This is a genomic window from Oleisolibacter albus (assembly GCF_003336875.1).
Classification (GTDB): Bacteria; Pseudomonadota; Alphaproteobacteria; order Azospirillales; family Azospirillaceae; genus Niveispirillum; species Niveispirillum album.
Genome location: NZ_QGNJ01000006.1, coordinates 136,105 through 149,391 on the forward strand (window position 1 = coordinate 136,105; position 13,287 = coordinate 149,391).

Here is a 13,287-nt window from a genome sequence, read left to right on the forward strand (position 1 = left end):
ATGGCAGCCAACCGCACGACCCTGGCCGGGTTCCAGCTGTTCCTGGCTGGTCTGGTCCTGGGCGTGAGCAATTTCATGGTGGTGCTCGACACCACCATCGCCAACGTGTCGGTGCCGCATATCGCCGGCGGGTTGGGCATCTCCTCGACCCAGGGCACCTGGGTCATCACCTCCTATGCGGTGGCGGAGGCGATCACGGTGCCGCTGACCGGCTGGCTGGCCCAGCGGTTCGGCACCGTGCGCACCTTTGCCGTGGCCATGGCAGGCTTTGCCCTCTTCTCCATGCTCTGCGGCCTGTCCGGCAGCCTGGCCACGCTGGTGTTGTTCCGCATCGGCCAGGGGCTGTGCGGCGGCCCGCTGATGCCGCTGTCGCAGACCCTGCTGCTGCAGATCTTCCCCAAGGAAAAGCACGCGGCGGCCATGGGTATGTGGGCCATGACCACCGTTGTGGCCCCAATCGCCGGCCCCATCCTGGGCGGCTATATCAGCGACAACTGGTCCTGGCCCTGGATCTTCTTCATCAACCTGCCGATCGCGGCAGTCTGCGTCTTCGGCGTCGTGCGGTTGCTGGCGCGGGTGGAAACACCCACGGTGAAGCGCAGCATCGACGTCATCGGTCTGCTGCTGCTGATCCTGTCGGTCGGCGCCCTGCAGATCATGCTCGATATCGGCCGCGAGCACGATTGGTTCTCGTCCGGCCTCGTGGTCGGGCTGGCCATCGTCGCCGCCATTTCCTTCGCCGTCTTCCTGGCGTGGGAGCTGACGGAGGACCACCCGGTGGTCGATCTGCGGGTCATGCGGCATCGCGGCTTCGCCGTGGCGGTCAGTGCGCTTTCCTTCGCCTTCGCCGCCTTCTTCGCCAGTGTCGTCATCATTCCGCAATGGCTGCAAAGCTCGCTGGGCTATACCGCCACGGAAGCCGGTCATGTGACGGCCTTCACCGGTGTCTTCGCCGTCATCATGTCGCCCATCGTGGCGCGGCTGTCGACCAAGGTCGATCCGCGCGGCCTGGTGTGCTTCGGCATCCTGTGGCTGGGGGTGACCTCGTTGTTGCGCACCCAGTGGAACACCGGTGCGGACTTCTGGACCCTGGCCCTGCCACAATTGGCCCAGGGATTCGGCATGCCGTTCTTCTTTGTCCCGTTGACCACCCTAGCCCTTGGCGCCGTGCGCCCGGAGGAGACGGCGTCCGCCGCCGGGCTGATGAACTTCATGCGCACCATGTCCGGTGCCATCGGCACCTCCATCGCCACCACGGCCTGGGATGATTATGCCCGTGTGGACCGCTCCGAACTGGTGGGTCTGCTGAACCAGCCCGACCAGGTCATGCAGACCCTGCAGCAGCAGGGCTTCACGGCGGAGCAGGCCCGCGGCCAGATCGAGCGGCTGGTGGAATTGCAGAGCATCTCGCTTTCCACCAACCACATCTTCATGGTGGCAGCCGTCGTCTTCGTCGCGGCAGCCATGGTGATCTGGTTGGCGCCCCGGCCGAAAGGGCCGGTGGACACCAGCGCCGCGCATTGACCCGTGCCATCACGCCGCCCGCACCTCATCCTGCGGGCGAACCTGGGCGGCATAGCGCTCGGCCATGTCGTCCAGCGGCAGGGGCCGGATGGTGGGAGCGAAGCCGGCGCAGCCGAAGGCCTCGAAACGGTCACGGCAGAGGTCGCGCGCCGCCTTTGTCGCCTCGGCCAGAAACTTGCGGGGATCGAATTCCTCCGGCTTGCGCATCAGCAGGCGTCGCACGGCGCCGCTCATCACCAGCCGGATGTCGGTGTCGATATTGACCTTGCGCACCCCGTGGCGGATGCCCTCGCGGATTTCCTCCACGGGAACGCCATAGGTTTCCTTGATGCTGCCGCCATGGGCGCGGATCACCTCCAGCCATTCCTGGGGCACGGAAGACGACCCGTGCATGACCAGATGGGTGGAGGGAATGCGGGCATGGATCTCCCGCACCCGCCCGATGGCCAGAATATCCCCCTGCGGTCGCCGGGTGAACTTATAGGCGCCATGGCTGGTGCCGATGGCGATGGCCAGCGCATCGACGCCGGTGCGCGCCACGAAATCCGCGGCCTGATCCGGATCAGTCAGCAGTTGCGCGTGGGACAGGGTCCCCTCGGCACCGGAGCCGTCCTCCTCCCCCGCCTGCCCGGTTTCCAGGGAGCCCAGGCAGCCCAATTCGCCCTCGACCGAGACGCCCACGGCGTGGGCCATGTCCACCACCTGGGCCGTCACCCGCACATTGTAGTCGTAACTGGCCGGGGTCTTCATATCCTCCAGCAGCGATCCGTCCATCATGACGCTGGTAAAGCCGGAGCGGATCGAACGCTGGCAGACGGCGGGGCTGGCGCCATGGTCCTGGTGCAGGCAAAGGGGAATGTGCGGCCAGCTCTCCACTGCGGCGGCCACCATGTGGCGGAGAAAGGCTTCACCGGCATATTTCCGCGCCCCGGCCGACGCCTGGAGAATGACAGGGCTGGCGCAGGCGTCGGCTGCCTGCATGATGGCCAGGATCTGTTCCATGTTGTTGATGTTGAACGCCGGCACGGCATAGCCGTGCTCGGCCGCGTGGTCCAGAAGCTGGCGCAGGGAAATCAGGGCCATGGGATTCCTCCTTCGACGGCGCGCGGCGCCATCCCTCGAATGCGTCCAGGGTCAGAGCAGCGCCACGGCGGCGGAGACCACACGCTCCGGCGTCAGGCCGTAACGCGGGAACAGGTCCGCCGCCGGCGCGGATTCACCGAAGCGGTCGATGCCGACGACGCCACCGTCCAGCCCCACATATTTGCGCCAGATGTCCGGGCTGCCGGCCTCCACGGCCAGACAGGGCACGCCGCGGGGCAGCACGGCCCGGCGGTACTCCTGCGACTGGCGGTCGAAGCGGCTGGTGCAGGGCATGGAGACGATGCGGGCTGCCACCAGCTGCCGGGCCAGCAGGTCCCGCGCCGCCATGGCCAGCGCCACCTCCGACCCGGTGGCGACGATGACCACGTCCGGCACCCCGTCCGTATCCGCCAGCACATAACCGCCGCGGGCCGCCCCGTCGGCCCGGGCCGGACCGGCCTGCGCTGGAAGGCCCTGGCGTGACAGCAGCAGACAGGTGGGACCGGACGACCGTTCCACGGCAGCGCGCCAGGCCACAGAGGTTTCCAGCGCGTCGCAGGGACGCCAGACATCCAGGTTGGGAATCAGGCGCAGGGACGCCGCATGCTCCACCGGCTGGTGGGTGGGGCCGTCCTCGCCCAGGCCGATGCTGTCATGGGTCAGCACGAAGATGCTGCGCACCCCCATCAGCGCCGCCATCCGGATCCCGTTGCGGGCATAGTCGGAAAAGACCAGGAAGGTGCCGCCGAACGGGATGAACCCGCCATGCAGCGCTAGGCCGTTCATGATGGCGGCCATGCCGAATTCCCGCACGCCGTAATGGATGTAGTTCCCTGCCCCGTTCGCCGTGACCGGGCGGCAGCCGGGCCAGTCCGTCAGGTTCGATCCGGTCAGGTCGGCGGACCCGCCCAGCAATTCGGGCAGATGCGGGGCCAGGGCCGTGATGGCCTGCTGCGAGGCCTTGCGCGTGGCCACGGCATCGGTACGCGCGGCAGTGGCCATGATCCAGGCATCGGCCTTGCCCGGGAACTCCGTCGGCAATTCCCCGGCAAGGCGCCGGACCAGCTCCACCGCCAGATCCGGATGGGCCCGGGCATAGGCGTCGAAACGGGTCTGCCAGTCGCGCTGACGGGCAGCCCCGCGGGTACGGGCGTCCCAGCCGGTACGCACATCCTCGGGAACGGTGAAGGGCGGGGAGTCCCAGCCCAGGGCCGCGCGGGTGGCCGCGGCCGCTTCTGGGCCGAGCGGCGCACCATGGACCTCATGGCTGCCGGCCTTGTCCAGGGCGCCCCAGCCGATGACGGTGCGGCAGCAGATCAGCGTCGGTTTGCTGGACGCCAGCGCCTGCGCGATCGCCTCGCCGACGGCCTGGGGATCATGGCCGTCCACATCCCGGATCACCGTCCAGCCATAGGCCGCGAAGCGCGCCGGCGTGTCGTCGGCGAACCATCCCGCCACATTCCCGTCGATGGAGATGCCGTTATCGTCATAAAGGACGGTGAGCTTCGACAGCCCCAGCGTCCCGGCCAGGGAACAGGCCTCGTGGCTGACACCCTCCATCAGGCAGCCGTCACCGGCGACGACCCAGGTGCGATGGTCGACCACGGCATGGTCCGGCCGGTTGAACTCCGCGGCCAGAAGCCGCTCCGCCAACGCCATGCCGACGGCATTGGCCAGCCCCTGCCCCAGCGGCCCGGTGGTGGTCTCCACCCCCGGCGTCAGACCCGCCTCGGGGTGGCCGGGGGTGCGGGAATGCAACTGGCGGAAGGACTTCAGATCCGTCAGGGACAGGTCGTAGCCGCTGAGATGCAGCAGCCCGTACAGCAGCATGGAGGCATGGCCGTTGGACAGCACGAAGCGGTCGCGGTTCGGCCAGCCGGGATCGGCGGGATTGTGGCGGAGGAAGTCGTTCCACAGCACTTCGGCCACGTCGGCCAGCCCCAGCGGCGCACCGGGATGACCGGAGCGGGCCTGCTCCACCGCATCGATGGCCAGAACTCGCAGGGCATTGGCCAGGCGCCGACGATCGGGCAAGAGGGGGGCGTCAGCCCGGTCGGCGACCGGGCGCGTCAGGGTCATGCTCATGGGACTGTTCCTCCGAGTGACGTTGCTATGACCGGTCGGATAGACCGGTTCAGAACGCCTTCTTCTTGCGGTCCATCAACTGCCAGATCATCGGCGTGAAGATCAGCTGCATGGCCAGGGCCATCTTCCCGCCCGGGCAGACGATGGTGTTGGGGCGGGTCATGAAGCTGTCCTTCAGCATCGACAGCAGATAGGGGAAGTCGATGCCCTTCGGCCGGGCGAAGCGGATCACCAGCATGCTCTCGTCAGCCGTGGGAATGTCGCGGGCGATGAAGGGGTTGGATGTATCGACGGTGGGCACCCGCTGGAAATTGACATCGGTCAGGGAGAATTGCGGACAGATATAGGTCACATAGTCCGGCATCCGCCGCAGGATGGTGTCGATGATGGCTTCTGGCGAATAGCCACGGATGGTCTTGTCGCGGTGGATCTTCTGTATCCACTCCAGATTGACGATGGGAACGACGCCGATCTTCAGATCGGCATGGCGGGCCACATCCACCGTCTCGGTGCGCACGCAGCCGTGCAGCCCTTCATAGAACAACAGGTCGGTGCCTGCCGGCACATCCTCCCAGGGCGTGAAGGTGCCCGGCGGCTGGCCGTAGGGCGCGGCCTCCTTGTCGTCGTGCAGATATTTGCGCACGCGCCCCGTCCCGGTTTCGCCATAGCTGCGGAACAGCTCCTCCAACTCCTCGAACAGATTGGCGTCCGGGCCGAAATGGCTGAAGCTGGTGGCCTGCCGGGCCGCCGCCTCCTGCTGCTTGGCCCGCATCTCCAGCCGGTCGTAGCGGTGGAAGCTGTCGCCCTCGACCAGGGCGGCTGTCAGCCCCTCGCGCCGGAAGATCTGCTGGAAGGTCTGGGTGACGGTGGTGGTACCGGCACCGGACGAGCCGGTGACGACGATGATCGGCTGCTTGCTCGACATGGCTCAGGCCTCCAGGCTCAGGCTGGGCGCCCGGAACAGCGACCGGATGCCGAAGAGCGGCGCCTCGAACACCTCATCCTCACCCCGGTCATGCTCGGCGTGATAGCGCACCAGCCGCTCGACCTCCTGGGCCGACCCCAGGATCAGCGGCGCCCGCTGGTGCAGGGATGCCGGCTCCACCTCCAGGATGCGGGCCCGTCCGGTGCTGGCCGCGCCGCCGGCCTGCTCCACCAGCATGGCGATGGGATTGGCCTCGTAGAGCAGGCGCAGCCGGCCGGGCTTGCAGCTTTCCCGCGTATCGCGGGGGTACATGAACAGGCCACCACGGATCAGGATGCGATAGACCTCAGCCACCAGCGACGCGATCCAGCGCATATTGAAGTCGCTGCCGCGGGGGCCGGCCTTGCCCTGCACGCATTCCATGACATAGCGGCGCACCGGCGGTTCCCAGAAGCGCTCGTTGGACGCGTTGATGGCGAACTCGCAGGTCCGCTCGGGGATGCGCATGTCCGGGTGGGTCAGGGTATAGGCCCCGATCTCCGGGTCCAGGGTGAAGCCATGGGTCCCGTTGCCCAGGCTGGCGATGATCATGGAGGTGGGGCCGTAGAGGGCGAAGCCGGCCGCCACCTGCTGCGTGCCTGGCTGCAGGAAATCCGCCTCCGTCGGCTCCGTCACGCCGTCCGGCGCCCGCAGCACGGAGAAGATGGTGCCGACCGTGACATTGACGTCCAGATTGGACGACCCGTCCAACGGATCGAAGACCAGCAGATAACGCCCCCGGGGATAGTGGTCCGGAATGGTGTAGGGCTGCTCCATCTCCTCCGAGGCCATGCCGCAGAGCTGCCCGCCCCATTCACAGGCGCGCAGGACGATGTCGTTGGCCAGCAGATCCAGCGGCTTCTGCTCCTCCCCATGCACATTGATCCCCGCCTGGGCCAGCGGAGCATTCAGCCCCCCACGGGCCACGGCACAGGCGATGTGCTTGCAGGCGGTCTGGATGTCGTTCAACAGGGCCGTCAGTTCGGTATCCGGGCCGCCGCGGCGGCGCTGATCCTCGATGATGAAGCGGCTGAAGGTCGTGCGACGGTCCGGCATGCGTTTTCCCCCCGTTTATGGTTCTTGGCTGCCTGCGGCCCGGATTGCCGGGCCTATTCCGCGAAGACCCTGCTTTTCCTCAGATCCTCTGCGGTGATCAGTTGCAGGTCGTCGGCATCCAGCAGCCGATCCCGCGTGGCGAACAGCCGCCCGGCCTGGCGCAGACGCGCCCGGTCCAGGGCGTTCCGGATGGAACGGGCATTGGCGAAACGGGGCTGGCGCATGCGCCGGCCGATGTAATCGGCCATGGCCGCCGTCCCGTCGGGGCTGAAGCGGTACTGCATGTCGCGCATCATCACCTGCGCGATCCGCAGCAGCTCGTCCGGGCCATAGTCCGGGAAATCGATATGATGGGCCACGCGCGAGGCCATGCCCGGATTGCTCTGGAAGAAGGTGTCCATCCGGTCCTTGTAGCCGGCCAGGATCACCACCAGATCGTCGCGGCTGTCCTCCATCACCTGGAGCAGGATCTCGATGGCCTCCTGGCCGTAATCGCGTTCATTCTCGGGCCGGAAGAGGTAATAGGCCTCGTCGATGAACAGCACTCCGCCCATGGCGCGCTTCAGCACCTCCTTGGTCTTGGGGGCGGTGTGGCCGATATACTGGCCGACCAGATCGTCACGGGTGACGCTGACCACATGCCCCCGGCGCACATAGCCCAGCGCGTGCAGGATGCCGGTCATCCGCCGGGCAACCGTGGTCTTGCCGGTGCCGGGATTTCCGGTGAAGCACATATGCAGGGCCGGCGGCTCGGCCTGCAGCCCCAGCATGCGGCGGGCGCGTTCCACCAGCAGCAGGGCCGCGATCTCGCGGATGCGGGTCTTGACCGGGACCAGGCCGATCAGGTCGCGATCCATATCGTCCAGCAGCCCGTCGATGCCGGAATCCCGGTGCAGGGCCTCCAGATCGACAGCGGTCGGGGGGGCATCGGTTGCAGGGACGGGGGCGGACGGGTCCGACAGAACCAGACTCATGCCGGCCGCCCCACGGGCAGCGCCCGTTGCAGCTGGTCACGCATGTCCGCGATGACGCCGCGGTAGCCGCCGTCCCGGTCCGGCGCCCCGAAGATCGCGGAGCCGGCAACGAAGGTGTCGGCTCCGGCCTCGGCCACGGCACGGATGTTGCCCGTCTTGATGCCGCCATCCACCTCCAGCCAGATCTCGCCGCCATGGCGGGCCGTGTGCCGGTCAATGCGCTGGCGGATGGCGGCGATCTTATCGAGTGCCTCCGGGATGAAGGCCTGACCGCCGAAACCGGGATTGACCGACATCACCAGGATCAGGTCCAGACGACCCATCACATGGTCGAGGCAGTGCAGCGGCGTCGCCGGATTCAACACCAGTCCCGCCCTGCAGCCATTCTCGCGGATCAGGGTCAGGGTACGGTCCACATGCTCCGAGGCTTCGGGATGAAAGCTGATGATATCCGCACCCGCCTTGGCGAACAGGGGCACCAGCGCATCCACCGGCTTGACCATCAGATGCACATCGATCCGTGCGCGGGTGCGCGGCCGGATGGCGGCACAGACCGCCGGCCCGATGGTGAGGTTGGGAACGTAATGGTTGTCCATGACGTCGAAGTGGATCAGGTCGGCGCCGGCGGCGACCACCGCCTCCACCTCTTCCCCCAGGCGGGCGAAATCGGCTGACAGGATGCTGGGCGCGATACGCAAGCCGGTCATGTCGCACCTCCGGCCGGGGGTGGTGGCGCGGCATAGCGCACGCCGGCCGGGCTGCCGGTGGCATAGCTGCGCAGGGTGTACTGGATCTGCTGACCGGGTCCCTGGCTGCGCACCAGCTCGAAGCCCGGTTCCTCCGCCGGCCGGCCGACCAGGAAGGACATGCGCACGGTCTCGAACCCCCGGGTGGAGTCGAAGGCCAGGACCTTGACATAGCGGCCGGCATGAACCTGGCGGCAGGCGGTGACCTCCTGCATCACGCCCACAGCGTCCCGCAGATCGAACAGGGGCGTGCCCCACATCTCCCAATAGGCATTGCGGGGATGCGGATCATCGGTGAACTCCACCGCCACGGCCCAGCCCTGGTCCAGGGCGTACTGGACCTGGGCCCGGATCTCCGCATCCGTCAGGTCGGGCAGAAACGAGAATTGTCCTTGGGTCAGGCGCATCGTCGCCTCCTCTTGCCGGATGGGGGTCACATCGCCACGGCGGGTGTCGGCACATAATCGACGCTGTCGGTCGAGGCGTAGTTGAAGGTCACGTCCTTCCAGGTCTCCAACGCCGCCTTCAGCGGCGCGCACCAGCGGGCGGCATCGGCCAGGATCTCCGGCCCCTCGTTCCAGATGTCGCGCCCCTCGTTGCGGGCCTTGACCATCACCTCCAGCGCCACACGGTTGGCCGTGGCCCCCGCCTGGATGCCCATGGGATGACCAATGGTGCCGCCGCCGAACTGCAGCACCACATCCTCACCGAGATAGCAGAGCAGCTGGTGCATCTGTCCGGCGTGGATACCGCCGGAGGCCACAGGCATCATCTTCTTCAATCCGGCCCAGGGCTGGTCGAAGAACAGGCCGTGCTCCAGGTTCTTCGGCACATGGCTTTCCCGGCAGGTGTCGTAGATGCCGGCGATCACGTTGGGATCGCCTTCCAGCTTGCCGACCACGGTGCCGGCATGGATATGGTCGACCCCCGCCATGCGCATCCATTTGGCGATGACGCGGAAGGACACGCCGTGGCTTTTCTGCCGCGTATAGGTGGAATGGCCGGCCCGGTGCAGGTGCAGGATCATGTCGTTGCGCCGCGCCCATCTGGCCATGGACTGGATGGCGGTGTAGCCGATCACCAGGTCGATCATGATGATGACGCTGCCCAGCGATTTGGCGAATTCGGCGCGCTCGTACATCTCCTCCATGGTGCCGGCGGTGACGTTGAGATAGGTGCCCTTCACCTCCCCCGTCTCGGCCATGGCACGGTTCACACCCTCCATGCAGTAGAGATAGCGGTCGCGCCAATGCATGAAGGGCTGGGAATTGATGTTCTCGTCATCCTTGGTGAAGTCGAGCCCGCCTTTCAGCGCCTCATAGACCACACGGCCGTAATTGCGCCCCGACAGGCCCAGCTTGGGCTTCATGGTGGCCCCCAGCAGCGGGCGGCCATAATTGTTCAGCCGCTCCCGCTCCACGACGATGCCGGTGGCCGGCCCCTGGAAGGTCTTCAGATAGGCGACGGGGATACGCATATCCTCCAGCCGCAATGCCTTCAGCGGCTTGAAGCCGAAGACATTGCCGATGATGGACGCCGTCAGGTTGGCGATCGAGCCTTCCTCGAACAGGTCCAGATCATAGGCGATGTAGGCGAAGTACTGGCCCGGCGCTCCGGGGACCGGGTCCACCTGATAGGCCTTGGCCCGGTAATGCTCGCAGGCGGTCAGGCGGTCCGTCCACACCACGGTCCAGGTGGCGGTGGAGGATTCCCCGGCCACGGCCGCCGCCGCCTCCTCCGGCTCGACGCCGTCCTGCGGGGTGATGCGGAAGACCGCCAGGATATCGGTATCGGTGGGCGTGTAATCGGGCTGCCAATAGCCCATCTGCCGGTATTTCAAGACGCCGGGCTTGTAGCGGGACTTCAGGTCCAGCATGTCGGCGGTGATCCGATCGTCCATGACGTTTCCCCCGCTTATTGAGTGCGTGACCGCTTGGTTAACCCACGCTAGCAAGCTGACATGGTCAGTAAAATTCAAATACACTGGCCGTACAGATGAGGATTTCCTCGACAATCGCGGCCGGCGGCAGGCCATCTTTCCGGTGGACGCCGATGACGGAAGGGGGATGGCCCGCATGAGCATCCGGCACGCCACGGTCCGCCAGTTGCAGATCTTCGTGGCCGCGGCCCGCAGCCAGTCCTTCGCCCGGACGGCCGAGCAGTTCCGGCTGACGCCGGGGGCGATCTCTTTCCAGATCAAGCAGATCGAGGGTCTGTGCGGGTTCGCCCTGTTCGAACGGGTCGGCCGTCATGTGGTGCTGACGGAGGCGGGCAGCGGCCTGCTGGAGCATGCCAGCCTGGTGCTGCAGGCCCTGGAGGCCGCCGATCAGCGCATGCAGGCGCTGAAGGGGCTGACCGGCGGCCATGTCACCATCGGCCTGGTCAGCACGGCCAAATACTTCGTCCCGCATATCCTGTCGCGGTTCCAGGCCGAGCGGCCGGGCGTGCAGGTGCATCTGCAGGACGGCAACCGGCGGGAGGTCAATGCCGCCATCATCCGTGGCGACATCGATCTGGCGGTGATGGGCCGACCGCCCCAGGAGGCGGAGCTGGAGGCCCGCAGCTTCGCCCCCCACCCCTCGGTCATCATCTGCGCACCCGCCCATCCGCTGGCCGGGGCGGCGCCCATGCCGCTGTCAGCCCTGGCCGGCCAGCCCTTCGTCGCCCGTGAGGAAGGGTCGGGCACGCGCGCCCTGATGGAGCGCTTCTTCCAGGATCACGGCTTCACGCCGACCGTGGTCATGACCAGCAGCAGCAACGAAACCATCAAGCAGGCCGTCATGGCCGGGATCGGCATCGCCCTGATTTCGCGCCACACCATCGGGCTGGAGCTGGGGCTGGGGCTGCTGCGCATCCTGCCGGTGCAGTCCCTGCCGCTGATGCGGGCCTGGTTCGTCGTCCATCGCCGGACCATGCCGCTGCTGCCGGTGCATGCGCAGCTGAAGACCTTCCTGATGGAGAAGGGTGGCGCCATCATCGAGGAGATCGATGCCGGCTACCGCGCCATGGGCGGGCGCTGGCGGAGGGCGCCCGACCCCGACGACGTGCCCCACGGCCCGTCCGTCATGCCCCCCTGACCACCGATCCCGCTCGTCCCGGGCCCCGTCAGCCGGGCCGGCCGTCGGCCCGCGGTCCGACCAGGATGGGCGCATAGACCAGGGTGAACAGGATGAAGGCCGCCAGCCAGCCGAAGCCCGCCAGCATCAGCGCCGGCTGGTAGGCCCAGTCGCCGAGGCCGGTCAGGAAGACACGGGCCAGGGCGGCCAGCGTCACCAGCCCATAGGCCAGCACCGTGACCGGGGCGGCGACGATGTCCCGCCCGGTATGGCCGAGGGCGGCACGCGACATCACCGCCAGGATCATGGTGCCGAAGGCGCCCAGCGTCAGCGCATGCACCCAGGCCGCGGCCAAGGGGACGGCCGCCAGCAGCGACAGCGCCTTCAACGCCAGCCCGACGGGAACCCAGAGATAGCCCAGATGCAGGATGGCCAGGATCGGCTGGCCCAGCGTGCGCCAGCCGTACCAGCCGGCCAGGCGGGCCAGGGTCAGACCCGCGGCCACGGCGGCCATAGCGCCGGCCACGGGGCTGTCGGGCAGGGCCTGGTCCGCCGCCAGCATCAGCACCAGCGCCAGCATGGCCGCCCGCTCCAGCCGGGGCCTGGGTGCGATCTCCACCGGGCGGCCCAGGCGGCGCAGGCTGCTGGAGGTGAAGGACGGAACGATGCGGCCGCCGACCATGACCACCATGATCAGGATGATGTCGATGGTCAGGCGGATGCCGGCCTGCCAGCTGTCCAGCGCCGGCCACAGCCCGTCCAGATGGCAGAGCAGATTGCCGGTGAAGAGCAGGCCCAGCATGGCCAGGAACGGATAATTGCGGCGGTTGCCGGAGCGCAGCAGCGAGGGCAGCACCGTCAGCATCAGCGCCGGGACGAAGGCCAGATCGACCAGGGCCGCGGCCAGCGGCGGCAGCGGCGCCAGTGGGTTCAGGGCCAGGCGCCCGGCCAGGAACACGGCGAAGACCAGCAGCAGCGGCCGGCCGGAATAGCCGCGTTCCCCCGTCCAGTTCGGCACAGCCGTCAGCATGAAGCCGCCGATGGCGGCACCGGCGAAGCCGAACAGCATCTCGTGCATGTGCCAGCGCAGCGGGTCCCAGGGACCGGCATAGGGCAAGACGCCGGTCAGCACCGCCAGCCAGACAGCCAGGGCCAGCACGGCATAGAGGCCGCAGAGCAGGAAGAAGGGCCGGAAGCCGTAGGCGAACAGGGCGAAACGGCGGCCGGCGGCGACCGGCGGATCGGACAGGGACTGTGCGGGAACGAAGCTCATGGCGGCAAACTCCTTGCGGGGAGCCAACCATGCGGGCGGGCAACCCATCGGTCTTTGCGCCGGCACAAAGACCGGAGCGGACGTCTGTGGCCTTCTGCCGCCCGAACAGCCCTGTCGCCCAGCGGCCCCGAACCGGGCCTGGGCCTGCACGTGAAAGGAACCCCAGCGTTGCGCACCGAACTGATCCTGTTCCAGCAGGGCGCCGCCCCCAGCCTGGCCGCCGCCGGATCGATGCCGGGACCGCAGCCCGACGGCACGGTGGTCTGCGCCATCGACAACTGCCCGGAGCGCATGGTCGTGGCCAAGCTGCTGGAGCGGCTGACCGGGCTGTTCCCCGCCGAGGGCGTGACCCGGGTGGAGTTCGCCGACCTGCCGGCCCCGCGCAACGGGGCCTGCTGCGGCGGGGCCTGCGGCGGCTGACCGCCGCACTGCGGGTCCGTTCGCCGGCCTCCCCCCCGTCCATCCCCCCACAGCGGGGCGGGGCCGGCGCGCCCGCTGGAGACATGTTGATGTTGATCGACGCCAA

General features: G+C 67.8%; 12 protein-coding genes. 3 read left to right on the forward strand and 9 right to left on the reverse strand.

The window, feature by feature from the left end:
• On the forward strand, positions 1-1,524 hold the full coding sequence (locus DK368_RS10315; protein ID WP_114393866.1) for a DHA2 family efflux MFS transporter permease subunit: 1,524 nt from the start codon (positions 1-3) through the stop codon (positions 1,522-1,524).
• A gap of 9 nt (positions 1,525-1,533) precedes the next feature.
• Here the strand turns inward: DK368_RS10315 and fba are convergent, their stop codons facing one another.
• The 8 genes from fba to DK368_RS10355 are packed head-to-tail and all read right to left on the reverse strand — an operon-like array spanning position 1,534 to position 10,332.
• On the reverse strand, positions 1,534-2,607 hold the full coding sequence (gene fba, locus DK368_RS10320; protein ID WP_114393867.1) for a class II fructose-bisphosphate aldolase: 1,074 nt from the start codon (positions 2,605-2,607) through the stop codon (positions 1,534-1,536).
• A gap of 51 nt (positions 2,608-2,658) precedes the next feature.
• Positions 2,659-4,692: a transketolase gene (tkt, locus tag DK368_RS10325; RefSeq protein ID WP_205028137.1), complete on the reverse strand. Its 2,034-nt coding sequence runs from the start codon at positions 4,690-4,692 to the stop codon at positions 2,659-2,661.
• Between the two features lie 49 nt (positions 4,693-4,741).
• Positions 4,742-5,617, reverse strand: coding sequence for a phosphoribulokinase (locus DK368_RS10330; protein ID WP_114393868.1), 876 nt, complete (start codon positions 5,615-5,617; stop codon positions 4,742-4,744).
• Between the two features lie 3 nt (positions 5,618-5,620).
• Positions 5,621-6,712 (reverse strand): class 1 fructose-bisphosphatase, encoded by a 1,092-nt coding sequence (locus tag DK368_RS10335; RefSeq protein WP_114393869.1) that lies wholly within the window; start codon positions 6,710-6,712, stop codon positions 5,621-5,623.
• Positions 6,713-6,765: 53 nt separating this feature from the next.
• On the reverse strand, positions 6,766-7,686 hold the full coding sequence (cbbX, locus tag DK368_RS10340) for a CbbX protein (RefSeq protein WP_114393870.1): 921 nt from the start codon (positions 7,684-7,686) through the stop codon (positions 6,766-6,768).
• Positions 7,683-8,393, reverse strand: coding sequence for a ribulose-phosphate 3-epimerase (gene rpe / locus DK368_RS10345; RefSeq protein ID WP_114393871.1), 711 nt, complete (start codon positions 8,391-8,393; stop codon positions 7,683-7,685). Before rpe ends, cbbX begins: the two co-directional genes overlap by 4 nt.
• Positions 8,390-8,839: a ribulose bisphosphate carboxylase small subunit gene (locus DK368_RS10350; RefSeq protein ID WP_114393872.1), complete on the reverse strand. Its 450-nt coding sequence runs from the start codon at positions 8,837-8,839 to the stop codon at positions 8,390-8,392. The genes rpe and DK368_RS10350 overlap by 4 nt, the downstream gene beginning before the upstream one ends.
• Positions 8,840-8,865: 26 nt before the next feature.
• Positions 8,866-10,332, reverse strand: coding sequence for a form I ribulose bisphosphate carboxylase large subunit (locus DK368_RS10355; protein WP_162305971.1), 1,467 nt, complete (start codon positions 10,330-10,332; stop codon positions 8,866-8,868).
• 175 nt (positions 10,333-10,507) lie between these two features.
• On the opposite strand from DK368_RS10355, the gene DK368_RS10360 reads away from it, so the two are divergent.
• On the forward strand, positions 10,508-11,509 hold the full coding sequence (locus DK368_RS10360) for a LysR family transcriptional regulator (RefSeq protein ID WP_240002433.1): 1,002 nt from the start codon (positions 10,508-10,510) through the stop codon (positions 11,507-11,509).
• Positions 11,510-11,537: 28 nt separating this feature from the next.
• Here DK368_RS10360 and DK368_RS10365 read toward each other — a convergent pair whose 3' ends face one another.
• A complete protein-coding gene (locus tag DK368_RS10365; RefSeq protein WP_114393874.1) occupies positions 11,538-12,761 on the reverse strand; it encodes an NnrS family protein in 1,224 nt (407 codons plus the stop codon).
• A 168-nt stretch (positions 12,762-12,929) separates the two neighbouring features.
• Between DK368_RS10365 and DK368_RS10370 the strand changes: the two genes are divergently transcribed.
• Complete coding sequence (locus tag DK368_RS10370) at positions 12,930-13,181, forward strand: hypothetical protein (protein ID WP_114393875.1); 252 nt, start codon at positions 12,930-12,932, stop codon at positions 13,179-13,181.
• Positions 13,182-13,287: the final 106 nt, after the last annotated feature.

Coding starts and splice junctions, on each gene's coding strand:
- DK368_RS10315 (WP_114393866.1), top strand. CDS start 1: ATGGCAGCCAACCGCACGACCCTGGCCGGGTTCCAGCTGTTCCTGGCT.
- fba (WP_114393867.1), bottom strand. CDS start 2,607: ATGGCCCTGATTTCCCTGCGCCAGCTTCTGGACCACGCGGCCGAGCAC.
- tkt (WP_205028137.1), bottom strand. CDS start 4,692: ATGAGCATGACCCTGACGCGCCCGGTCGCCGACCGGGCTGACGCCCCC.
- DK368_RS10330 (WP_114393868.1), bottom strand. CDS start 5,617: ATGTCGAGCAAGCAGCCGATCATCGTCGTCACCGGCTCGTCCGGTGCC.
- DK368_RS10335 (WP_114393869.1), bottom strand. CDS start 6,712: ATGCCGGACCGTCGCACGACCTTCAGCCGCTTCATCATCGAGGATCAG.
- cbbX (WP_114393870.1), bottom strand. CDS start 7,686: ATGAGTCTGGTTCTGTCGGACCCGTCCGCCCCCGTCCCTGCAACCGAT.
- rpe (WP_114393871.1), bottom strand. CDS start 8,393: ATGACCGGCTTGCGTATCGCGCCCAGCATCCTGTCAGCCGATTTCGCC.
- DK368_RS10350 (WP_114393872.1), bottom strand. CDS start 8,839: ATGCGCCTGACCCAAGGACAATTCTCGTTTCTGCCCGACCTGACGGAT.
- DK368_RS10355 (WP_162305971.1), bottom strand. CDS start 10,332: ATGGACGATCGGATCACCGCCGACATGCTGGACCTGAAGTCCCGCTAC.
- DK368_RS10360 (WP_240002433.1), top strand. CDS start 10,508: ATGAGCATCCGGCACGCCACGGTCCGCCAGTTGCAGATCTTCGTGGCC.
- DK368_RS10365 (WP_114393874.1), bottom strand. CDS start 12,761: ATGAGCTTCGTTCCCGCACAGTCCCTGTCCGATCCGCCGGTCGCCGCC.